Source organism: Streptomyces sp. NPDC018000 (assembly GCF_044328025.1).
Lineage (GTDB): Bacteria > Actinomycetota > Actinomycetes > Streptomycetales > Streptomycetaceae > Streptomyces.
On record NZ_JBIRGM010000002.1, the window covers coordinates 721,174 to 743,589 of the forward strand.

Annotated in this window: 16 protein-coding genes and 1 pseudogene; 16 read left to right on the forward strand and 1 reads right to left on the reverse strand. The window is 70.5% G+C overall.

The window, feature by feature from the left end; genetic code table 11:
• Positions 1 to 53: 53 nt before the first annotated feature.
• The 6 genes and pseudogenes from ACH4EW_RS07860 to ACH4EW_RS07885 form a co-directional block, all read left to right on the forward strand.
• A pseudogene (locus ACH4EW_RS07860) lies at positions 54 to 365 on the forward strand (ATPase, T2SS/T4P/T4SS family); the annotation flags it as partial.
• Positions 362 to 1,243: a type II secretion system F family protein gene (locus ACH4EW_RS07865; protein ID WP_398252924.1), complete on the forward strand. Its 882-nt coding sequence runs from the start codon at positions 362 to 364 to the stop codon at positions 1,241 to 1,243. The pseudogene ACH4EW_RS07860 and the gene ACH4EW_RS07865, both read left to right, overlap by 4 nt.
• Positions 1,240 to 2,034 carry a type II secretion system F family protein gene (locus ACH4EW_RS07870; protein WP_398252927.1) on the forward strand — a complete coding sequence of 265 codons (795 nt, stop codon included), beginning with the start codon at positions 1,240 to 1,242 and terminating at the stop codon, positions 2,032 to 2,034. Before ACH4EW_RS07865 ends, ACH4EW_RS07870 begins: the two co-directional genes overlap by 4 nt.
• Before the next feature lie 58 nt (positions 2,035 to 2,092).
• Positions 2,093 to 2,293, forward strand: a complete 201-nt coding sequence (locus ACH4EW_RS07875; protein WP_398252930.1) for a DUF4244 domain-containing protein — start codon at positions 2,093 to 2,095, stop codon at positions 2,291 to 2,293.
• Positions 2,294 to 2,333: 40 nt separating this feature from the next.
• Entirely contained in the window at positions 2,334 to 2,690 is a 357-nt protein-coding gene (locus tag ACH4EW_RS07880) for a TadE family type IV pilus minor pilin (RefSeq protein WP_398253344.1), read from the forward strand.
• A gap of 122 nt (positions 2,691 to 2,812) precedes the next feature.
• The gene (locus ACH4EW_RS07885) at positions 2,813 to 3,193 is read left to right on the forward strand and encodes an Rv3654c family TadE-like protein (RefSeq protein WP_398252933.1); all 381 of its coding nucleotides are present in this window, start codon (positions 2,813 to 2,815) and stop codon (positions 3,191 to 3,193) included.
• Here ACH4EW_RS07885 and ACH4EW_RS07890 read toward each other — a convergent pair.
• Positions 3,075 to 5,612: a DEAD/DEAH box helicase gene (locus ACH4EW_RS07890; protein WP_398252935.1), complete on the reverse strand. Its 2,538-nt coding sequence runs from the start codon at positions 5,610 to 5,612 to the stop codon at positions 3,075 to 3,077. The two genes, ACH4EW_RS07885 and ACH4EW_RS07890, sit on opposite strands and share 119 nt — an antisense overlap.
• 78 nt (positions 5,613 to 5,690) lie before the next feature.
• Between ACH4EW_RS07890 and ACH4EW_RS07895 the strand changes: the two genes are divergently transcribed.
• The 10 genes from ACH4EW_RS07895 to ACH4EW_RS07940 all read left to right on the forward strand — a co-directional run bounded on the left by ACH4EW_RS07895 (position 5,691) and on the right by ACH4EW_RS07940 (position 22,407).
• Positions 5,691 to 6,044, forward strand: a complete 354-nt coding sequence (locus ACH4EW_RS07895; protein WP_003967428.1) for an STAS domain-containing protein — start codon at positions 5,691 to 5,693, stop codon at positions 6,042 to 6,044.
• A gap of 459 nt (positions 6,045 to 6,503) precedes the next feature.
• Positions 6,504 to 6,986, forward strand: a complete 483-nt coding sequence (locus tag ACH4EW_RS07900) for an ATP-binding protein (RefSeq protein WP_398252939.1) — start codon at positions 6,504 to 6,506, stop codon at positions 6,984 to 6,986.
• A gap of 296 nt (positions 6,987 to 7,282) precedes the next feature.
• Positions 7,283 to 9,724, forward strand: a complete 2,442-nt coding sequence (locus ACH4EW_RS07905; RefSeq protein ID WP_398252942.1) for a sodium-translocating pyrophosphatase — start codon at positions 7,283 to 7,285, stop codon at positions 9,722 to 9,724.
• Between the two features lie 305 nt (positions 9,725 to 10,029).
• Entirely contained in the window at positions 10,030 to 10,647 is a 618-nt protein-coding gene (locus ACH4EW_RS07910; RefSeq protein ID WP_398252945.1) for a small secreted protein, read from the forward strand.
• Positions 10,648 to 10,748: 101 nt separating this feature from the next.
• Positions 10,749 to 12,263 carry a methyltransferase gene (locus tag ACH4EW_RS07915; protein WP_398252948.1) on the forward strand — a complete coding sequence of 505 codons (1,515 nt, stop codon included), beginning with the start codon at positions 10,749 to 10,751 and terminating at the stop codon, positions 12,261 to 12,263.
• Positions 12,264 to 12,462: 199 nt separating this feature from the next.
• Positions 12,463 to 12,660 carry a hypothetical protein gene (locus ACH4EW_RS07920; protein WP_398252950.1) on the forward strand — a complete coding sequence of 66 codons (198 nt, stop codon included), beginning with the start codon at positions 12,463 to 12,465 and terminating at the stop codon, positions 12,658 to 12,660.
• Between the two features lie 341 nt (positions 12,661 to 13,001).
• Positions 13,002 to 15,869 carry a type I DNA topoisomerase gene (gene topA, locus ACH4EW_RS07925; RefSeq protein ID WP_398252953.1) on the forward strand — a complete coding sequence of 956 codons (2,868 nt, stop codon included), beginning with the start codon at positions 13,002 to 13,004 and terminating at the stop codon, positions 15,867 to 15,869.
• Between the two features lie 260 nt (positions 15,870 to 16,129).
• A complete protein-coding gene (tmk, locus tag ACH4EW_RS07930; protein ID WP_398252956.1) occupies positions 16,130 to 19,339 on the forward strand; it encodes a dTMP kinase in 3,210 nt (1,069 codons plus the stop codon).
• 188 nt (positions 19,340 to 19,527) lie between these two features.
• On the forward strand, positions 19,528 to 20,733 hold the full coding sequence (locus tag ACH4EW_RS07935; RefSeq protein WP_398252959.1) for a DNA polymerase III subunit delta': 1,206 nt from the start codon (positions 19,528 to 19,530) through the stop codon (positions 20,731 to 20,733).
• Between the two features lie 147 nt (positions 20,734 to 20,880).
• Positions 20,881 to 22,407, forward strand: a complete 1,527-nt coding sequence (locus tag ACH4EW_RS07940; protein WP_398252961.1) for an alpha/beta hydrolase — start codon at positions 20,881 to 20,883, stop codon at positions 22,405 to 22,407.
• The last annotated feature ends 9 nt before the right edge of the window (positions 22,408 to 22,416 follow it).

Here is a 22,416-nt window from a genome sequence, read left to right on the forward strand (position 1 = left end):
GCCCCCGGTAGAGGGAGGCGAATCGACGCCATACCGCTATGCACGGTTAGGCGGGGCACTCAGGCGGCTGCGGGACGGTTCACGCCAATGCTGCCGAGCATGTTCCGGCCCGCCTTGAGGCATTGGGGACGGCGGCAGGACTGGACCGGACGGCACTTCACAGCCAGTTGGCGGCCGCGCTGTCGGTGGTGGTCCATCTCGTACGGGACCGGGCCGGGCAACGTCGGATCGCCGAGGTGCAGGTCCTGGAGCGGGATGTGGCTGGGCTGGTGGTGACCGTGCCGGCGCTGCGCTGGGGCGCCGACGGATTTGTGCAGGAGCGGGGCTGGGGACGGCTGCGGACGCTGATCGGGGGTGCGCTGTGAGCGGTGGCGCGACGGCGGGTCTGTCGGTGGCCGCGAACTGTGCGGCGGTCCTGTGCCTCGGGGCGGCGGCCTGGCTGATGGTGGTACAGGACCAGGGGCGTCGGCGAGCGCGGTTGTTGTTCGTCGACGGGGTGGTTGAGTCGCCGCTGCGTGAGCGCTGGGGGCGGATCCGGGCTTGGTCCCGGGAACGGTTGCGGGCGCGGCGGGAGTGGCTCTGCCTGCCGGTGGCGCTGGCCATCGCTGTGCTGGGGGAATCCTTGCTGCCGGTGCTGGCGGTGGCGGTGGCGGTGCCGCTGGTGCGGCGGTGGCTGCGGAGACGGGCCCTGACGCAGGAGCGGGAACGCCGGGCCGATGGGGTGGTCGCGCTGTGCAGTGCCGTCGTGGGTGAGCTGCGGGCCGGACACGAGCCGGGGCAGGCATTGCTCGTCGCTGTCCGCGGGACCGGGGTGATGGGAACGGCGGAGGCTGGCGTCTCCGCCGCGGCGCGGTTCGGTGGCGATGTGCCGAGGGCGCTCGGGCAGGCGGCTCGGGAGCCGGGTCTGGACGGGCTTGCCGGGGTGGCGGCCTGCTGGCGGGTGGCTGTGGACGGCGGGGCCGGGCTCGCGGCGGGCCTGGACCGTCTGGAGGGTGCGCTGCGGGCAGAGCGGCGCAGACAGGAGGAGTTGCGGGCCCAACTGGCGGGTGCCTGGTCGACGGTGGCTGTGCTGGCGCTGCTGCCGGTGCTGGGTCTGGGGCTGGGGGCGGCGCTCGGAGCCGATCCGCTGAAGGTGCTGCTGCACACACCGGCCGGGCTGGTCTGTCTGGTGGCGGGTGGGTTGCTGGAGGCGATCGGGCTTTGTTGGGCCGGCCGGATCGTACGGGCGGGGGAGGCGGAATGAACGGGGCCGCCGGAGAAGGCGTCCACCGGGTGGCGGCAGTGTGGGCGGTTCTGGGCACGGTCATGTATCTGGTTCTCGCCTTGGCGGCCCGGCGGCGGAGGCGGATGGTACGCCGCCGGGGTGCGGTGCTGCTGGCCATCGGCCCAAAGAAGCGTCGGCGCGGGCGGGCGGTGCCCGGCGCACGGGTGAAGGAATGGATCGCGCCACTGGGCGCTGTGGCGATGGGCTGGGTCCTCATCGGCGGCCTGCCGGGGTTTGCGGCCGGACTGGCAGGTTCGTACGGCGCCTGGAGGTGGCAGCTGACGCGGCGGAACCGCGAATCGGGCGTCGGTGCTGTCGAAGCGGCGCAGGTCGTGCGTCAGCTCCCTTTGGCAGCGGACCTCTTGGCGGCCTGCATCTCGGCCGGAGCAGGGCCCCGAGAGGCGGCGGAGGCGGTGGGGGAGTCGCTGGGCGGATCGGTCGGCGTGCGTCTGGTGCAGACGGCGGCGGAGATCCGGCTCGGTGGTGAACCTGCTGTGGCCTGGGGGCGCTTCGGGGAGATACCGGGCGCGGGTGCGCTGTCCCGCTGCCTGGACCGGGCGGGATCGACCGGGGCTCCGGCGGCGGAGCCGGTGGCGCGGCTGGCCGAGGCGATGCGGGCGGAGCGGGCGAGCGCGGCCGTGGCGCGCGCCAAGCGGGCAGGCGTGCTGATCACCGCACCGGTCGGGCTCTGCTTTCTGCCCGCTTTCCTGGCGGTCGGAGTGGCGCCGGTGGTGATCGGTCTGGCGACCGGCCTGCTTCACACCGGATGAAAGAAAAGTACTAGTAATTATCTACTCGATATGAATTACGCATTTTGCGGGGGTTGAAATGGCGCAGCGAATCAGGGGCTGGGTGCAGAGCATGGTGCGCCGAGTCCGGTCGGACAGCGGAATGACGACATCCGAATATGCGGTGGGGACTATCGCGGCCTGTGCGTTCGCGGCGGTGCTCTACAAGGTGGTCACCAGCCAGCCGGTCATGTCCGCACTGCAGTCACTGCTCAAGGAAGCGCTCGATGCGAAGTTCTAGGAGCGGTTCCGGGGCGTGCGCCGGAGATCGTTCCAGGACCATGTGCGGGGGCGGAGACCGGGGTGCGGTGACGGCGGAAGCGGCTATGGCGATTCCGGTGCTGGTGGTGTTCGCCCTGGCGCTGGTCTGGGCGCTGATGGCCGCCTCCGCCCAGATCCGGTGCGTGGACGCGGCCAGGGCCGGGGCGAGGGCGGCGGCCCGCTCGGAACCCGAGGCGCAGGTGCTGGAAGCCACTCGTTCGGCGGCACCCGGTGGGGCCGAAGTCGCGATGGAGCGGGCCGGGGACCTGTGGCGGGTACGAGTGGTGGCGCCGATGCCCGGACCCGGCCCACTGGCCCTCGAGCTCCATGCGGAGGCGGCAGCACTGGCCGAGGACACGGTGGGGGTGACGCCGTGACCGGGACAGGCGGGGGAGCCCGGAAGGCTGCCTTCGGGTGGCTGTACAGGAGCGGGGATCGCGGTCGGAATCGAGGCCGGGACCCGGACCGGGACAGAGGCCTGGCGACGGTGTGGGTGGCGATGACCACGGCCACGTTGTGCGCGGTGTTCGCGGTCGTGCTGGCGCTCGGACAGGTGGTGGTCGTTCGGCACCGGGCCGCCGGTGCGGCGGACCTGGCAGCCCTGGCTGCGGCCGACCGGGCCCTGCAAGGGCCCGAGGAGGCGTGCGGGGCGGCCGAGGAGGTGGCTGCGGCGCAGGGGGCGGTGCTGGTGCGGTGCACGGTGCGCGGGGAGATCGCCGATGTGACGGCTCGGGTGAGTTCCGGGCCGTACGAACCGGCGGTCAGGTCCCGGGCCGGCCCTCCGGCGGCTGCTCCCGGCTCTCCGGAGCCACCGCCTGTGACGGTTCCGGAGAGCTCGGCCCTCCGGGGGCCGGCGGCGCGGACCGGAGGAGCTCGCTGAGTAGGCGCACGGCGCCCCGCTTGTGCAGCGGATCGTTGCCGTTGCCGCACTTGGGGGACTGGATGCAGGACGGGCAGCCCGCCTCGCATTCGCAGGACGCGATGGCCTGGAGGGTCGCGGTCAGCCACGCACGGGCGGTGTGGAAGGCCCGCTCGGCGAATCCGGCACCCCCCGGATGACCGTCGTACACGAAGACCGTGGGCAGCAGGGTGTCCGGGTGCAACGGCACGGAAACTCCACCGATGTCCCATCGGTCGCAGGTGGCGAAGAGTGGCAGCATCCCGATCGACGCGTGCTCCGCGGCATGCAGGGCGCCGCCCAGGATCTCCGGGTTGATACGGGCGGCGTCGAGCTGGTCCTGCGTGACCGTCCACCAAACGGCGCGCGTGCGCAGAGTGCGGGGCGGCAGATCCAGCTTGGTCTCGCCGAGGACCTCGCCGGTGATCAGTTTGCGACGCAGGAAGGAGACGACCTGGTTGGTGACTTCCACGGAGCCGTAGCAGAGCCGGCCGTCACCCCACGGGATCTCGGTATCGGTTTCCAGGACGGCGATGGCGGTGGTGTCGCGTGCGGTGGTCGAGTACGGCGGGTCGGCCTCCTCGACCAGCGCCACCGAGTCCTCCAGATCCAGCTTCCGGATCAGATAGGTGCGGCCCTGGTGGAGGTGGACGGCGCCTTCGTGGACGGCAGTGTGCGCGGCCGATTCATCGACGGTGCCCAGCAGCCGGCCGGTGCCCTCCTCGACGATCTGGACGGGTCGGCCGCCCTCGCCGCGGATGTCGGTGAGATCGGCGGCGCGCTCACGGCGGGTCCAGTGCCAGCCGGATGCCCGTTTGCGCAGCAGTTTCGCGGCCTCCAGCTGCGGCAGCAGTTCGGGCACGGCGGGGCCGAAGAGTTCCAGGTCGGGCTCGGTGAGCGGGAGCTCCGCAGCGGCGGCACACAGGTGCGGGGCGAGGACGTACGGGTTGTCCGGGTCGAGGACGGTCGACTCCACGGGCTGCTGGAACAGCGCCTCGGGATGGTGGACGAGGAAGGTGTCCAGCGGGTCGTCACGGGCCACCAGGATGGCCAGGGAGCCCTGGCCGGAGCGTCCGGCGCGGCCTGCCTGCTGCCACAGCGATGCCCTGGTGCCGGGATAGCCCGCGATGACGACGGCGTCCAGGCCGGAAACGTCGATGCCGAGTTCGAGGGCAGTGGTGGCGGCCAGACCGAGGAGCCGGCCGGAGTGCAGGGCACGCTCCAGGGCGCGGCGTTCCTCGGGGAGATAGCCCCCGCGGTAGGCGGCGACCTGGGCGGGCAGGGAGCGGTCCACCTCGGAGAGACGTTCCTTGGCGATGACGGAGATCAGTTCGGCGCCGCGCCGGGAGCGTACGAAGGCGACCGAGCGGACGCCCTGGACGGTCAGATCGGTGAGTAGGTCGGCGGTCTCGGCAGTGGCGGTGCGGCGGACGGGTGCGCCCTTCTCGCCGTGCAGCTCGGTCAGGGGCGGCTCCCACAGGGCGAAGACCATTTCGCCGCGCGGCGAGGCGTCGTCGGTGACCTCCCTGACCGGGAGACCGGTGAGGCGGCCCGCTGCGACGGAGGGCTCCGCCGCGGTGGCCGAGGCGAGGAGGAAGACCGGATTCGCTCCGTAGCGGGCGCACAGGCGGCGTAGCCGGCGCACCACCTGGGCGACGTGGGAGCCGAAGACACCCCGGTAGGTGTGGCACTCGTCGATGACGACAAAGCGCAGGGCGCGCAGGAAGGAGGACCAGCGGGGGTGTGACGGGAGTATCCCGCGGTGCAGCATGTCGGGGTTGGTCAGGACGTAGTTGGCGTACTGGCGCACCCACTCGCGTTCCTCGACCGGGGTGTCGCCGTCGTAGACCGCGGGCCTGATGGCGTTGCCGAGCGGTGCCGCGAGTTCCTTCACCGCGCGCCTCTGATCAGCGGCCAGGGCCTTGGTGGGGGCGAGATACAGGGCGGTCGCGCCACGGCCGTTCGGGGCCGCGGAGCCGTCAAGCAGGACGGTGAGCACCGGGGCGAGGTAGGCGAGCGACTTGCCGGACGCCGTGCCGGTGGCGATGATCACGGACTCGCCGTCCAGAGCGTGCTCGGCTGCTGCCGCCTGGTGCGCCCAAGGGTGGTCGATTCCGGCCTTCTGGATCGCGGCGATCACATCTGGCCGGATGCGATCGGGCCAGATGGCATGGGTTCCCGTACGCGGGGGCAAGTGCTCCGTATGAGTGATGCGCGCGGACCGGTCCGCCGCTGCGGCGAGCCGGTCGAGGACCATGGCGGGAGAGGGGCGGGAGTCCCTGTTCTCGGGTGGTCGACTGGGGCGGTGATTCTTGGCCATCGACACCGAGTGTGTCACTGGCGTGACGGACAATGGTCCCAAGGCGTCGTGCATGGCTGCTGGTAAGTGATTGAATGCCATCGCGGCTGGCGATCCGTCCCCTGGCTCCGCCGGGGAGACTGAGGGGCGACCGCTCGATAGCAAGGTGCTGGAGGATCCGTGGACCTGTCCTTGTCGACTCGCAATGTGTCCGGCCCTGGTGGCGACCGTACGGTCGTCGAGGTCGGTGGCGAGATTGATGTGTATACCGCGCCCAAGCTGCGCGAGCAGTTGGTCGAGTTGGTGAATGACGGCAGCTACCACCTGGTTGTCGACATGGAAGGCGTCGATTTCCTCGACTCCACCGGCCTCGGCGTGCTCGTGGGCGGCCTGAAGCGTGTCCGGGCCCATGAGGGCTCGTTGCGCCTGGTCTGCAACCAGGAGCGCATTCTGAAAATTTTCCGGATCACTGGTCTGACCAAGGTGTTCCCGATTCACACCACGGTCGACGAGGCAGTTGCGGCCACCGACTGACGGTCGGTCCGCGGCCGGTCCGGAGCGAGGTCGGTGTACCGGTAGCCGTGACCGGCGGCCGGTGTGACGCAGGCGGCCTGACCGCCGGTTGTTTCAGGCAGTCGGCCGGTCGGGCGGTCAGTGGACGGGAGCTGGGTAGCCAGTGCCCGACCGCTCGGCAACGGGTCGGCGTCCGGTCGGTCAGCCGACTGGTCGTCTGCCGACCAGCTGTTTGTCGGCCGACCGTTTGGCATCCGGTCACTTCGGAGTGGGCCGTTTGCCTGTCGGTCGGTAGCTGTCCGTCGGTGAGCCGACGGTCGGCGGCCAAGCCGGTCGGCCGGCGGCTTCGCCGGTTCCGGAAGAAGACGGTTCCGGAAGAAGACGGGAACAAGAGCCGGATGAAGACCGGAAGAAGAGCAGGGGTGTCGGGCGGCCTGCCCGGCCCCTGGGATGCACGCCCGTATGTCTGAGGGGGATCGCATGGCCACCGTTGAACTCCGCTTCAGTGCCCAGCCCGAACACGTCAGGACGGCCCGCCTCGTGGCAGCTGCCGTGGCGCGCCGGGCAGGGGTCGATGAGGCCGTGCTCGACGAGGTCAGACTCGCCGTCGGTGAAGCCTGCAGCCGCGCAGTCGGGCTGCACCGCAGCCATGGCATCACCGCTCCCGTCTCCGTCCTTCTGACCGAGGAGGAGAAGTCCTTCTCCATCGAGGTCGGCGACGAGGTGCCGGGACCGGGCGCCGAGCCCGCTCCCGGCGGACCCGCCGGGGCCTCCGCGACACGCGGCGCCACGCCCGGAGTGGGACTCGATGGGCCGGATTCCGGCGCCGACGCCGATGGCGAGGACGAGATGGGTCTCGCGGTCATCAGCGGCCTCGTCGATGATGTGGAAGTCAGATCGGGGGCCAACGGCGGAGTGATCCGCATGAGCTGGCCGAAGACGCCCGTGACGCTGCTTCCCTGAGGCGCCGCAGGCGTCACGGGCGGTCCGGCCGTCCCGATCCCTCCGAATCCATCTCGCGATCCATTTCTTGATCCGCCTTTTGAGGCCCTGCCAAGCAGGGCCTTTTTTCATTTCTGTGTGATCATTGATCTACAGAAAATGCGCTTGCCCCGTTACTGCATTCGAGTCGATTCGCAGCCGCGATCATTTGCCGATCCGCCCGTGCAGGTCAATTGCATTTACCGTGCACTGTTTTGATCGGCTCCCACTCCTTACAATCCGTCCACGTCTTGAGCGCTGAGCGTCAAGGAGGACGTATGGCGGAGTTCTTCAACACCCCACTGGCAGGACTGACGCACGATTCCGCACTTTCCACACCTTCCGGCCGACCCGCATCTCTCGCGGCCGCGGTGCTCACCCATGACAACCGCGTCATCGTGGTCGTCGTCGCGGTCGTCGCCATCGCCGCGCTGGTCGTCGCCCGGCTGCTGGTGCGCCAGGTGCTGGCGGCCGGTGAGGGCACCGACCGTATGAAGGAGATCGCGGCCGCCGTCCAGGAAGGGGCGAATGCCTATCTGGCCCGGCAGTTGCGTACTGTCGGCGTCTTTGCCGTCGTGGTCTTCTTCCTGCTTCTGCTGCTTCCGGCCGACAATTGGTCGCAGCGCGCGGGCCGTTCTTTGTTCTTCCTGGTGGGTGCGCTTTTCTCGGCGACCACCGGATACATCGGGATGCGGCTCGCCGTACGCAGTAATGTCCGAGTGGCTGCTGCTGCGCGTGAGGCGACCCCCGCAGAAGGTGAACCCGAAAAAGATCTCACCGCTGTTTCGCACAAGGCGATGAAGATCGCTTTTCGTACCGGTGGCGTGGTCGGCATGATCACCGTGGGCCTCGGGCTGCTCGGTGCTTCCTGTGTCGTCCTCGTCTATGCCGCCGACGCGCCCAAGGTTCTGGAGGGCTTCGGTCTTGGCGCTGCGCTGATCGCCATGTTCATGAGGGTTGGAGGCGGCATCTTCACCAAGGCCGCGGACGTCGGCGCCGACCTCGTCGGCAAGGTGGAGCAGGGCATCCCGGAGGACGACCCACGCAACGCTGCCACCATCGCCGACAACGTGGGCGACAACGTCGGTGACTGCGCGGGCATGGCGGCCGACCTCTTCGAGTCGTACGCCGTGACGCTCGTCGCCGCGCTCATCCTCGGCAAGGCCGCCTTCGGCGACTCCGGACTGGCCTTCCCGCTGATCGTCCCGGCTATCGGCGTGGTCACCGCGATGATCGGGATCTTCGCGGTCGCCCCGCGGCGCGCCGACCGCAGCGGGATGACCGCCATCAATCGCGGATTCTTCATCTCCGCGGTGATCTCGCTCGTCCTGGTGGCCGTGGGCGTGTTCGTCTATCTGCCGTCCTCGTATGCGGATCTGGAAGGCGTCACCGACCGCGCCATCACCTCGCACGGCGGCGACCCACGGGTCTTCGCCCTGGTCGCCGTCGCCATCGGCATCGTCCTGGCCGCCCTGATCCAGCAGCTGACCGGCTACTTCACCGAGACCAACCGGCGGCCCGTCAAGGACATCGGCAAGTCCTCGCTGACCGGTCCGGCCACTGTCGTACTCGCCGGTATCTCCATCGGTCTGGAGTCCGCCGTGTACGCGGCGCTGCTGATCGGCCTCGGCGTCTACGGGGCGTTTCTGCTCGGCGGTTCGTCGATCATGCTGGCGCTCTTCGCGGTGGCCCTGGCGGGGACCGGGCTGCTCACCACCGTCGGTGTCATCGTTGCCATGGACACCTTCGGGCCGGTCTCCGACAACGCGCAGGGCATCGCGGAGATGTCCGGTGACGTCACGGGCGCCGGTGCTCAGGTCCTGACCGACCTGGATGCCGTCGGCAACACCACAAAGGCCATCACCAAGGGCATCGCCATCGCCACCGCCGTACTGGCGGCGTCGGCGCTCTTCGGCTCGTACCGCGACGCGATCGCCACGGCGGTCGACGGCGTGGGGGCCAGGGCCGGGGAGATGGCACTCAGTCTGGACATCTCGCAGCCCAACAACCTGGTGGGCCTGATCCTCGGTGCCGCGGTCGTCTTCCTCTTCTCCGGGCTGGCGATCAACGCGGTGTCCCGGTCCGCCGGGTCCGTGGTCTACGAGGTGCGGCGGCAGTTCCGCGAGCATCCCGGGATCATGAACTACAGCCAGAAGCCGGAGTACGGGCGGGTCGTCGACATCTGCACCAAGGACGCCCTGCGCGAGCTCGCCACGCCCGGCCTGCTCGCCGTCCTGGCACCGATCGCCGTCGGATTCACGCTCGGCGTCGGGGCGCTCGGTTCGTATCTCGCGGGCGCCATCGGTACCGGCACACTGATGGCGGTCTTCCTCGCCAACTCCGGTGGAGCGTGGGACAACGCCAAGAAGCTCGTCGAGGACGGTCATTACGGCGGCAAGGGCAGCGAGGCCCATGCCGCGACCGTCATCGGTGACACGGTCGGCGACCCGTTCAAGGACACGGCAGGACCGGCGATCAACCCCTTGCTCAAGGTGATGAACCTGGTCGCACTGCTCATCGCCCCGGCAGTGGTGCAGTTCAGCTACGGGCAGGACGCGAGCATCGGCGTACGGGCGGTGGTGGCGGTGCTCGCCGTCGCCGTCATCATCGGCGCGGTCTACGTCTCCAAACGGCGCGGGATCGCCGTGGGGGACGAGAAGAACCCCGCCGACGGTGGCGGGGGACCCGCCAAATCGGCCGACCAGGCGGCTGTTTCGTGACGCGGCGACGGGAAGAGGCCGGTGGCATGTAGCCGGCCACGGCTCAAGGACCGGGCGGGCGACGCACCCTGAAGTGTCGTCCGCCCGGTCGTGTGCTGATCTCGCTACGCCGGCCGATACGCTCGTCCGTGGGCTTGTTCGCACAAGTGTTCCAGTGCCCGAAGGGCTGTGTGGGTGAGTTGTATCTCCCTCATTTCCCTTGGTGCAAATGGCTACAAAAGGCCACTTATAGGACGTCTGGCCTCCAGGTGGATGGCGCTCGCCGTGTAAGTTCCGGGCCGAGAGTCTTGGAAGGGACCGATCCGGTGAACAAGAAGGTTGCGGCCGCGCTGTCCGGCGGTGCGGTACTGGTACTTACGCTGTCGGGCTGCAGCAGCGACGACAACAGCGACAAGGTGAACGACTGGGCCAAGACGGTCTGCGACCAGGTCCAGCCCCAACTGCAGAAGATCGCGAACGCCAACGCCGCCATCCAGCAGCAGACCGCCGACAACAGCAAGCCCGCCGATGTCCAGAGGACCGACTCGGCCGCCTTCCAGCAGATCTCGCAGGCGTACAAGGCGCTGGGCACGGCTGTCGGTTCGGCGGGCGCGCCGCCGGTCGAGGGCGGCGAGACCACGCATAAGGAGGCCGTGAAGGAGCTCAACGCATCCTCCGCGGCGTACGCGGACCTGCAGAAGAGGGTCGATGCCCTCGACACGAAGGACCAGGCGAAGTTCGCCGATGGTCTCAAGGGCATCGCGGACGAGCTGAACAAGATCAGCACCAGTGGTGACGAGGCACTGAGGAAGCTCCAGTCCGGCGAGGTCGGCACCGCGATGGCGAAGCAGAAGGGCTGCCAGAAGCCGACGGCCTCGGCGCCGCCGAATGCCAGTTCCTCGGAGTCGGCCTCCCCCTCGGCCTCGCCGAGCAAGAAGTCGTAACCGAGCGGTTGTAGCGGAAGCAGCGGTTGTACGGACGGCCCGGCGGCCCCGGTGGGCGCCGGGCCGCTGCCGTTGTCGGTGGGAGCGGCCACAATGGGTGGGTGAGTACGACCAGTCTTCCCGCGCCCGACCATTCGCCCCGGCTCCGCGAAGCCCTGCTCGCCGCCGTCTTCACCGCCGACGGGCTCCTCGACCTGCTCGGTGCGCCGGCCTACGCCGCCCTCGCCCGCAGCGAGACGGTTCCGGCGCTGCGTGCCACCCGGGGCGACTCCGCGCTCGAGATACTGGTGCGGCTCTTCCTGCTCCAGCAGCCCGTCCCGTGCGAGCGGGCCCGTGCCGCGCTCCCACTGGCCGAGTGCATCGAGGGCGGCTGGGTGACCCGGACCGGCGACGAGGTGCGGGCCACGGTCGACGTACGCCCGTACAGCGGGCCCGAGGGACAGGACTGGTACATCGTCTCCGACCTGGGCTGCGCGGTCGGCGGCGCGGGCGGCATCGGTTCGCGCGAGGAGGGTGTGGTCCTCGGAGTCGGCGGGGCGTCCACCACGCTCGCCGGGATCACCGTCCGTACGCCTGTCGCCTCCGCGCTCGATGTCGGTACGGGATCCGGTATCCAGGCGCTGCACGCCTCGCAGCACGCCACCCGGGTCACGGCCACCGACCTCAACCCGCGTGCGCTGGACTTCACCCGGCTGACGCTCGCCCTGTCCGGCGTCGCCCCGGCCGAACTGCGCCAGGGTTCCCTGTACGAGCCGGTCGGAACCGAGACGTACGACCTGATCGTCTCCAACCCGCCGTTCGTCATCTCGCCCGGCGCCCGCCTCACCTACCGCGACGGCGGCATGGGCGGCGACGACCTGTGCCGGACCCTGGTGCAGCAGACGGGCGACCGGCTGAACGAAGGCGGATACGCCCACTTCCTCGCCAACTGGCAGCACATCGAGGGCGAGGAGTGGCAGAACCGGCTGAGTTCCTGGGTGCCGTACGGCTGCGACGCCTGGATCGTGCAGCGAGAGGTCCAGGACGTCACGCAGTACGCGGAGCTGTGGCTGCGCGACAGCGGCGACCACCGCACGGACCCCGCCGAGTACGCCGCGCGGTACGACGCCTGGCTTGACGAGTTCGAGGCCCGCAAGACCAAGGGCATCGGCTTCGGCTGGATCACCCTGCGGAAGTCCGCCGCGGCTGCCGCCGGGAACCCGTCCGTCGTGATCGAGGAGTGGCCGCACGCGGTGGAGCAGCCGCTGGGACCGGCCGTCCAGGCCCACTTCGCCCGCCAGGACTACCTCCGTGAACAGGATGACGCGGCGCTCCTGGCCGGGCATTTCGCCCTAGCTGCCGAGGTCGTGCAGGAGCAGGTCGGGCTTCCGGGCGCGGAGGACCCCGAGCATGTGGTGCTGCGTCAGAACCGCGGCATGCGGCGTGCGACGAAGGTCGACGCCGTCGGCGCCGGCTTCGCGGGCGTGTGTGACGGGACGCTGCCCGCCGGCCGGATCCTGGACGCGATCGCCCAGTTGATGAGCGAGGACCCCGTGCTGCTGCGTGACCGCACCCCGCAGGCGATCCGACTGCTGGTGGAGGAAGGCTTCCTGGAGCCGGTGCCGCCGACGAGCTGATGGCGTTGCTTCGGGCCTGCCCCTGCCCCTGCCCCTGGCCCTGGTCCCGGTTCCGGTTCCGGCCTCGGTCCTGCGCTCTCCAGATGTGTGAATCCGGCCATTCACCCGGGGTTCGCGTACGCGACGCCCTGGGGTGGCAGCCTCCCCCTGACCGGATGGCGTAGGCCCCGGCCGATCAGGGACAGGAAGGCGTACGGACGTGGAGAGCGGACCTGCTGTCTTCGCCGGAACAGCGTTCGCGCTGTTCGGCGCCGCGCTGCTGCTGTGGACTGGGGCGCGCGTGCACCACCGTGCGCCGGTGGCGCACGGTGTGAGCCCCGTCGCGTCCGCCGCTCTCGCCACTGTGTTCGGCGTACTTTTTCTCGTCCTCGGTGTGTGGTGCTTCACCCGCATCTGATCCACTTCCCGCCGGACTGGGCCGGGAACCGCAGAGCACGGCGGGCAGTGACAGGGAACACGCCCGGATGGTCCGCCGCTCGCCGCCGACGCCCGCAGCGCCGCCGCAGCGCCGCCGCAGCAACCGGAAACCCGCAGGCAGCGGTCGCATGCACCGCGGAACGGGCAGTCCGGGCGGCAGGAATGGCGGAAGTCGGGTTACCGTTCGAGTGGCCGTTGCGGGCTTTTGCCGTTTGACACGGGGGCGGGTTGTACCGTCACACTCCGCAGCGACAGCACCGTCGGCAGCGTCATCGCGCTGCCCGGATGCCCACCGAGTGTCGACCGGAGAGAAGAGCGAAGTTGTCCCCGACCAGCGAGACCGCACAGGGCGGCCGCCGACTCGTCATCGTCGAGTCGCCTGCCAAGGCGAAGACGATCAAGGGCTACCTCGGCCCCGGATACGTCGTCGAGGCGAGCGTCGGGCACATCCGCGACCTGCCGAACGGCGCCGCAGAGGTCCCTGACGAGTACACCGGCGAGGTGCGTCGGCTCGGCGTCGATGTCGAGCACGACTTCCAGCCTGTCTATGTAGTCAACGCGGACAAGAAGGCGCAGGTCAGGAAGCTCAAGCAGCTCCTCGCCGAGTCCGACGAACTCTTCCTCGCCACCGATGAGGACCGCGAGGGCGAAGCCATCGCGTGGCACCTGCAGGAAGTGCTCAAGCCCAAGGTCCCGGTCCACCGGATGGTCTTCCACGAGATCACCAAGGACGCGATCCGGGAGGCCGTCGCCAACCCGCGCGAGCTCAACCAGCGCATGGTCGACGCCCAGGAGACCCGCCGTATCCTCGACCGTCTCTACGGCTACGAGGTCTCGCCGGTCCTCTGGAAGAAGGTCATGCCGCGCCTGTCGGCCGGCCGCGTGCAGTCCGTGGCGACCCGTCTCGTCGTCGAGCGGGAGCGCGAGCGCATCGCCTTCCGCTCCGCCGAATACTGGGACCTGACCGGCACCTTCGCCACCGGCCGCGCCGGTGACGCTTCCGACCCGTCGGCCCTCGCCGCCCGCCTCAGCGCGGTCGACGGCCGCCGCATCGCCCAGGGCCGTGACTTCGGTCCGGACGGGCAGCTGAAGTCCGGCTCCGGCCAGGTGCTGCACCTGGACGAGACGAATGCCCGCGCCCTTGCCGCCGCGCTCGCCGACGCCACGTTCGCCGTACGGTCCGTCGAGTCGAAGCCGTACCGCCGCTCGCCGTACGCCCCGTTCCGCACCACGACCCTCCAGCAGGAGGCGAGCCGGAAGCTGGGCTTCGGGGCCAAGGCCACCATGCAGGTTGCGCAGAAGCTGTACGAGAACGGCTTCATCACCTATATGCGTACCGACTCCACGACCCTCTCGGACACCGCGGTCTCCGCGGCGCGGGCGCAGGTCACGCAGCTGTACGGTGCCGACTACCTGCCGGACAAGCCGCGCACGTACGCCGGGAAGGTCAAGAACGCGCAGGAGGCGCACGAGGCGATCCGCCCCTCCGGCGACCGTTTCCGCACCCCGGCCGAGACCGGCCTCACCGGCGACCAGTTCCGGCTCTACGAGCTGATCTGGAAGCGGACCGTCGCCTCCCAGATGAAGGACGCGGTCGGTAACTCCGTCACCGTCAAGATCGGTGGCCGGGCGAGCGACGGCCGCGACGCCGAGTTCTCCGCGTCCGGCAAGACGATCACCTTCCACGGCTTCATGAAGGCGTACGTCGAAGGCGCCGACGACCCGAACGCCGAGCTCGACGACCGTGAGCGGCGCCTCCCGCAGGTCGCCGAGGGCGACGCGCTGTCCGCCGAGGAGATCTCGGTCGACGGCCACGCCACCAAGCCGCCGGCCCGCTACACCGAGGCCTCGCTGGTCAAGGAGCTCGAAGAGCGCGAGATCGGCCGCCCGTCGACGTACGCCTCGATCATCGGCACGATCCTGGACCGCGGCTACGTCTTCAAGAAGGGCACGGCGCTCGTCCCGTCCTTCCTCTCGTTCGCCGTGGTCAACCTGCTGGAGAAGCACTTCGGCCGGCTCGTCGACTACGGCTTCACCGCGAAGATGGAGGACGACCTCGACCGCATCGCGCGGGGCGAGGCCCAGGCCGTGCCGTGGCTGAGGCGTTTCTACTTCGGCGAGGGCGACGACGCCGTCAGCGGCGCGGCCTCCGCCGCGGGCAACGGCGACGGCGACCACCTCGGCGGTCTGAAGGATCTCGTCACCGACCTCGGCGCGATCGACGCCCGGGAGATCTCCTCCTTCCCCGTCGGCAACGACATCAAGCTGCGCGTCGGGCGGTACGGCCCGTACATCGAGCGCGGTGAGAAGGACGCCGAGGGCCACCAGCGCGCGGACGTGCCGGAGGACCTGGCGCCCGACGAGCTGTCCGTCGAATACGCGGAGGAGCTGCTGGCGAAGCCGAGCGGCGACTACGAGCTCGGCGCGGACCCGGTCACCGGGCACCAGATCATCGCCAAGGACGGGCGTTACGGCCCCTACGTCACCGAGGTGCTGCCCGAGGGCACCCCGAAGACCGGCAAGAACGCGGTGAAGCCGCGGACGGCCTCGCTCTTCAAGTCGATGTCGCTGGACACGGTGACGCTGGCCGACGCGCTCAAGCTGATGTCGCTGCCGCGTGTCGTCGGTGAGGACGCCGACGGCGTCGAGATCACCGCGCAGAACGGCCGCTACGGCCCGTATCTGAAGAAGGGCACGGACTCGCGTTCGCTGACCTCCGAGGAACAGCTTTTCGACATCACCGTCGAAGAGGCCCTCGCGATCTACGCCCAGCCCAAGCAGCGCGGCCGCGCGGCCGCCAAGCCGCCGCTGAAGGAGCTGGGCACCGACCCGGTGAGCGGGGCTCCGGTCGTGGTCAAGGACGGGCGCTTCGGCGCGTACGTCACCGACGGCGAGACCAACGCGACGCTGCGAACCGGCGACAGCGTCGAGACCATCACGCCGGAGCGCGGCTACGAGCTGCTCGCCGAGAAGCGCGCCAAGGGGCCCGCCAAGAAGAAGACGGCGAAGAAGGCCCCGGCCAAGAAGGCGACCGCGAAGAAGACGACCGCGAAGAAGACGGCGGCCAAGAAGACGACTGCGGCAGCCAAGAAGACTGCGGCGAAGAAGACGGCCACCACGAAGAAGACGACCGCCGCCAAGAAGGCGACTGCGGCGAAGAAGACGACCGCGGCGTCTGTGGAGGACTGACCGTACGACCGATCGCCAAAGGGGCTGGGCCTTCCAGTCCCTTTGGCGTTTGTGTACCGGGGCCGCGTGGTCGGGGGGCAAGGGTGGGGCGCCTGAGGCGGGCCTGCTTCCCTGCCCGCCCTTTCCCGGAACCGGGGCTCTGCCCCGAATCCCGCCATCGAGCGCCGGAGGGACTGGAGGTGCCCCCGCACCCCACCTCGGACGACCATATGTTCGGGCGGGACCTCCGGGGACCCCACCACTCCGGATAGGCTGGGCGGATGACGCGAGCCGAGCAGCCAACGGTCGTGAGCCCCATCTCCGACACACTTGCCGCAGACTCACGCGAGCGCGCCGTACGAGCCCTGCTGCGTGTTCCCCCGCTGAAGCGGTTGTGGAGCGCCCAGCTCGTCGGCAGTATCGGCGATGCACTCGCCCTTCTCGTGCTGGTGCTGCTGTCGCTGCAAGCGGCGGTCCTTGAGGGCTCATTCGGAGCCGGGTACCGCGGGGCGGCGTTTGCCGTCGCCGCGGCGTTCGGCGCCCGGATCCTTGCCACGGTGCTGTTTGGAGCCGTACTCCTGGGGCCGCTGACGACGCTCACCGCGCCAGGAGGATCGCTGGACCGGCGGTGGCTGATGATCGGGACGGACGGGCTGCGGCTCGCGCTGCTGGTCGTCGCCCCGCTGTGGATCGACTGGATGCCCGACAAGGCACTCATGATGATCCTCATCACCGTCTTCGTCGTCGGCGCCGCCGAACGCCTGTGGACGGTCGCCAAGGACGGCGCCGCCCCCGCGCTGCTGCCCGCCCCGCCCCCCGAAGGCGCCGCGGTACGCCCGCTGCCCGACCGCCTCGACGCACTGCGCCGGCTCTCCATCCGTACCGACTTCGCCGCCATTCCGGCCGCCGCGGCCGTCCTGCTGATCGCCACGCTCATCGGCAATCTGCTGGGCTCGGGCGTGGAGTGGTTCTCGCTCCACCAGGCGGCCCTCGGCTCGTACGTCGCGGCCGGGCTCTTCTCGGCCTCGGTCTCCATCCTGTACTTCCTGGAACTGCCCGGCACACAGACGCCCCGTCCGCGCTCGCCGCTGGAGGGCCTGCGCCGTCCGTCGACCGGCAGCGGACCCGACAAGGGCCGCACCGGATCCGTACCGCTGCTCGTCGGCGCCTCGGCCGCAGTCGCCGGAGCCATTGCCGGCGCTGCCGCCGTCGCCGTACTGCACGCCGCCGACCTGGGCGGCGGCCCCGCCACCTTCGCTCTGCTGATTCTCGGCCTGACCGGCGCCACGGGCGTCGGCATCCGAACCGCGGGGAAGGTGCTGCCCGCGCTGTCGCGGCGCCGGCTGCTCGCGCTGGCCACCGCGGTCACGGGCATCGCACTCCTTGCCATGGGGCTCGTGCCGGACACAGCGACCGTGCTGATGATCGCGGTGCTCGCCGGATACGCGGCGGGTGTCGCCGCCGGCACCGGTCACGTCCTGGTCGACCAGGAGACCGAGGAGGCCCGCCGGGCCAGGACCACCGAACACCTCCAGGCCGTCGTACGGGTCCTCATCGCGCTCGGCGCGCTCGCGGGCCCACTGCTGGCCGCCGCGATCGGCACCCACCGGCTGACCTCCGGCGGCTTCGTCTTCGCCCACGGCGGAGCGGCCTTCACCCTGATGCTGATCGGCGCACTGCTGCTGCCCGTCGCCGCGATCGTCCTCGCCAAGACGGACGACCGCTCCGGAGTGCCGCTGCGCCGCGATCTGCGCGAGGCACTGCGCGGCGGCGACCCGGCCGTCGCACCCGCCGCTACCGGTTTCTTCCTCGTCCTGGAGGGCGGCGACGGCGCCGGCAAGTCCACCCAGGTCGAGGCGCTCGCCGAGTGGATCCGCGCCAAGGGCCACGAGGTCGTCGTCACCCGCGAGCCGGGAGCGACCCCGGTCGGCAAGCGGCTGCGCTCGATCCTGCTCGATGTGTCGTCGGCCGGGCTCTCCAACCGGGCCGAGGCACTCCTGTACGCCGCCGACCGCGCCGAGCACATCGACTCGGTCGTCCGTCCGGCGCTGGAGCGCGGCGCGATCGTCATCTCCGACCGCTACATCGACTCGTCGGTCGCCTACCAGGGCGCGGGCCGTGATCTCTCTCCGACCGAGATCGCCCGGATCTCGCGCTGGGCGACGAGTGGACTCGTACCGCATCTGACGGTGCTGCTGGATGTCGATCCGGAGACCGCGCGGGAGCGGTTCACCGAGGCGCCCGACCGGCTGGAGTCCGAGCCGCCCGAGTTCCATGCCCGGGTACGGTCGGGGTTCCTGACGCTGGCCGCGGCCGACCCGAGCCGCTACCTGGTGGTGGACGCGGGCCAGGATCCGGAGTCGATCACCACGGTCGTACGCCACCGGCTCGACCAGCTCCTTCCGCTCTCCGAGGCCGAGATCAAGGCCCAGGAGGAGGCGCGCAAGGCCGCCGAGGAGGAGGCCAGGCGCAAGGCCGAGGAAGAAGCGGCCCGCAAGGCCGAGGAGGAGCGGCTGGAGCGCGAGCGGCAGGAACAGCTCGCCAAGCTCCGCGCCGAGGAGGAGGAGCGCAAGCGCCGCGAGCTGGAGGAGGCACAGCGGCGCGAGGCCGAACGCCAGGCGGAGGAGGCCCGGCAGCGGGCCGAGGAAGCCAGGCGTCTGGCCGAGGAGGAGAGGGCCAGGCTGGCGGCCGAGGAAGCGGCCCGCGAGGCCGAGCAGGCCAGGCTGCGCAGGCAGGCCGAGGAGGAGGCCCGGCTGCGCAAGGAGGCCGAGGCACGGCGGCTGGAGAAGCAGCGCAAGGCGGAGGAGGCGCTGCTGCGGGCCGAGGAGGCCCGTCGGCAGGCCGAGGCCGAGGCGGCTGCCGCGGCGGAGACGGCCCGGGCGGCGGAGTCCGTGCCGGACAACGAGATCACGGTGCCGACACCGATCGTCAACCCGAACGATGTGACGCAGTCGGTGCCTTCGCCGGTCAGCCCGTCCTCGCCCTCCGCCGAGGCCGAGACGGCAATGATTCCGAAGGTCCACGACCGGCCCTCCGACAGGTCCGGGCGCCCTGGGGCGACGGGGGCCGCGGATGAGACGGCGGTTCTTCCTCCGGTACGGGACGTACGCGACGCCCAGGCTGCTCGGGACACGCGGGATGTTCGGGATGTTCGGGACGTTCGGGACGCGAATCCGGCGGACCGGGTGCCGAGGGGCATCTTCCGTGACGAGCGCCCGGCCGGCTCCGCTCCGGAGAGCGAGAACGAGCGCACGCGCGAGCTTCCGCAGATCAGCGACCCGCACGCGGCCGCCCCGCAGCCGGTTCAGGACCACTGGGACGGCCAGGAGCGTTCGGAACAGCCAAAGCGCCGGGGCCGGCGCTCTCGTCCCGACTGGGCCGAGGAGACCCCGCTGGACGATCTGCCGACGCTGGCGGACGAACTGCTGGGCAACCACCGCGACGACGAGGACTCGGGTCCCTCCGGCCGGGGACACCACCCGCGCCCCTGATCCGCGACGGCTGCCGGGCGGGCCCGCCCGGCAGCCGGCCCGCCCGTGCTGCCGGGACTGTCGGATCCGTCCCCCACAATGGGAGTCGGATCGGGGAAGCCGGACCGACAAGCAGCGGCATCACAGCCGCGCGACCGCGCCGCACGACCGCCGCGCAGCCGCACACACCACCGGAAGGGCGGTGACCCATGACCGTATGGGACGACCTGGTCGGTCAGGACCGGGTGCAGGAACAGCTCGGTGCCGCCGCCCGGGACGCCGATGCGCTGGTCACCGCCCACTCCGCGGGGGAACCAGTGCCTTCGGGGTCGAAGATGACCCACGCCTGGCTGTTCACCGGCCCGCCGGGATCCGGCCGTTCCACCGCCGCCCGCGCCTTCGCCGCCGCCCTCCAGTGCACCAGCCCGGACCGGGCCCTCGGCGGGGCACCGGGCTGCGGCTTCTGCGACGGCTGCCACACCAGTCTCATCGGTACACACGCCGACGTCGAGGTGGTCCGTACGGACTTGCTTTCCATCGGTGTGAAGGAGACCCGCGAGCTGGTCCGCCGCGCCCAGCTCTCCCCGGCCGTCGGCCGCTGGCAGATCATCGTCCTGGAGGACGCCGACCGGCTCACCGAAGGCGCGGGGAACGTCCTGCTGAAGGCGGTCGAGGAGCCCGCGCCGCGCACGGTATGGCTGCTCTGCGCGCCCTCCCTCGAAGACGTGCTGCCCACCATCCGTTCCCGCTGCCGTCACCTCACGCTGCGCACGCCCCCGGTCGACGCGGTCGCCGACGTCCTGATCCGGCGCGACGGCATCGATCCGGAGCGGGCCGCGTCCGCCGCCCGTGCCACCCAGGGCCACATCGGCAGGGCCCGCCGCCTCGCCACCGACGAGAAGGCCCGCTCGCGTCGCGCCGCCGTGCTCAAGCTTCCGCTGCGGGTCGAGGACATCGGAGGCTGCCTCAAGGCCGCCCAGGAGTTGATCGACACCGCCACCGATGATGCCAAGCAGGTCTCGGAGGAGGTCGACGCCAAGGAGACGGAAGAAATGAAGGCCGCTCTCGGCGCCGCCGCCGGGGGGCGGATGCCGCGCGGCACGGCAGGTGTGATCAAGGAACTGGAGGACAGGCAGAAGCGCCGCAGGACCCGCACCCAGCGCGACAGCCTCGATCTCGCGCTCAGCGACCTGACCGGCTTCTACCGCGACGTCCTGGCGATCCAGCTGGGCTCGCGGATCGCCATCGCCAACATGGACGCACAGGACGCCCTCGACCGCATCGCCCGCTCCTCCACGCCCGAGCGCACCCTGCGCCGGATAGAGGCGGTGATCGCCTGCCGTCGGGCGCTGGACCGCAACGTGGCACCGCTGCTCGCGGTGGAGGCGATGACGATGGCGCTGCGTGCGGGCTGAGCCCACGCATCGCCTCGCCCATCGCCACTCGGTGCCGCACTTGTCGTCGTACGTCACCGCATGTCCGCACGTCACCGTTTGTCACCGCTTTTCACCCTTACGAGCAGGAAATCGGGTGGGCCGTCATACGGCGACTACGCTCCGGGGATGGACACCAGGCGCCCGCTCCGCATGCTTGCCACCACGCTCGGCACTGCCGGCCTCCTCGTCTCCGGCTGCAGCGGCGGCAGTTCCACGACCGCCTCGCCGTCCGTCGCATCCGTACCCGCCGCGCTCAAGCCGTACTACGCGCAGCGGCTGAACTGGCGGGACTGCGGCACCGAGGGATTCCAGTGCACGACGATGAAGGCGCCCCTGGACTACGAGAAGCCGGACGGCGGCGACATCAAGCTGGCCGTCTCCCGCGCGAAGGCCACCGGGCCCGGCAAGCGGATCGGCTCCCTCCTGGTGAATCCTGGTGGCCCCGGCGGTTCGGCCATCGGCTATCTCCAGAGCTACGCGGCCATCGGTTACCCCGCCCAGGTCCGGGCCCGCTACGACATGGTTGCCATCGACCCTCGCGGCGTGGACCGCAGCGAGCCCGTCGAATGCCTCACCGGTCCGCAGATGGATGCCCACACCCAGGTCGACCAGACCCCGGACGACGCAGCCGAGGTCGACAGGCTGCGCGACGCCTACAAGGAGTTCGCAAGCGGCTGCGAGCGGCGCTCGGGCGAGATCCTCCCGCATGTCTCCACCGTCGAGACGGCCCGCGACATGGACATGCTGCGTTCCCTGCTCGGTGACGAGAAGCTGCACTACGTCGGGGCGTCATACGGCACCTACCTCGGTGCGATGTACGCCGAGCTCTTCCCCGCCCGGGTCGGCCGCCTGGTCCTGGACGGGGCGATGGACCCCTCGCTCCCCGCCGTCGACGTGAACCGCGACCAGACCGCAGGCTTCGAGACGGCGTTCCAGTCCTTTGCCGCCGACTGTGTGAAGAAAGCCGACTGCCCGCTCGGCACCACCTCCGCCGCCGACGCGGCCACCCGCCTGAAGCAGCTCTTCGCAGGCCTCGACGCCAAGCCGATCCCCACCGGCACCTCCCGCGAGCTCACCGAATCCCTCGCCACCATGGGAGTCGTCGCTGCCATGTACGACGAGTCGACCTGGCCGAAGCTCCGCGATGCCCTCACCGCCGCCGAGAAGGGCGACGGCTCCGGCCTGCTCTCCCTGTCGGACAGCTACTACGAACGCAAGCCGGACGGCAGGTACGCGAACCTGATGTCCGCCAACGCCGCCGTGAACTGCCTGGATCTGCCGCCCGCCTTCGCCGACGCCAATGCCGCCGCCCAGGCCCTTCCCGGCTTCGAGAAGGCGTCCCCGGTCTTCGGCAGGACCTTCACCTGGTCCGCCCTGAGCTGCGCCCAGTGGCCGGTCCGCCCCACCGGCACCCCCCATCGCATCGAGGCCAAGGGTGCCGACCCGATCCTCGTGGTCGGCACCACCCGCGACCCGGCCACCCCGTACAAGTGGGCCGAGTCCCTGGCCGGCCAGCTCTCCTCCGGCACCCTCCTCACCTACCGCGGTGACGGCCACACGGCGTACGGCCGCGGCAGCGACTGCATCGACACGGCGATCAACACCTACCTCCTGGACGGCACCCCGCCGGCCGACGGCACGATGTGCTCCTGATCCCGTCCG

Bases quoted from the DNA above. Each gene is read 5' to 3' on its own strand.
- ACH4EW_RS07870 (WP_398252927.1), top strand. From the start codon at position 1,240: ATGAACGGGGCCGCCGGAGAAGGCGTCCACCGGGTGGCGGCAGTGTGG.
- ACH4EW_RS07875 (WP_398252930.1), top strand. From the start codon at position 2,093: ATGGCGCAGCGAATCAGGGGCTGGGTGCAGAGCATGGTGCGCCGAGTC.
- ACH4EW_RS07880 (WP_398253344.1), top strand. From the start codon at position 2,334: ATGTGCGGGGGCGGAGACCGGGGTGCGGTGACGGCGGAAGCGGCTATG.
- ACH4EW_RS07885 (WP_398252933.1), top strand. From the start codon at position 2,813: ATGACCACGGCCACGTTGTGCGCGGTGTTCGCGGTCGTGCTGGCGCTC.
- ACH4EW_RS07890 (WP_398252935.1), bottom strand. From the start codon at position 5,612: ATGGCATTCAATCACTTACCAGCAGCCATGCACGACGCCTTGGGACCA.
- ACH4EW_RS07900 (WP_398252939.1), top strand. From the start codon at position 6,504: ATGGCCACCGTTGAACTCCGCTTCAGTGCCCAGCCCGAACACGTCAGG.
- ACH4EW_RS07905 (WP_398252942.1), top strand. From the start codon at position 7,283: ATGGCGGAGTTCTTCAACACCCCACTGGCAGGACTGACGCACGATTCC.
- tmk (WP_398252956.1), top strand. From the start codon at position 16,130: ATGACGCGAGCCGAGCAGCCAACGGTCGTGAGCCCCATCTCCGACACA.
- ACH4EW_RS07935 (WP_398252959.1), top strand. From the start codon at position 19,528: ATGACCGTATGGGACGACCTGGTCGGTCAGGACCGGGTGCAGGAACAG.
- ACH4EW_RS07940 (WP_398252961.1), top strand. From the start codon at position 20,881: ATGGACACCAGGCGCCCGCTCCGCATGCTTGCCACCACGCTCGGCACT.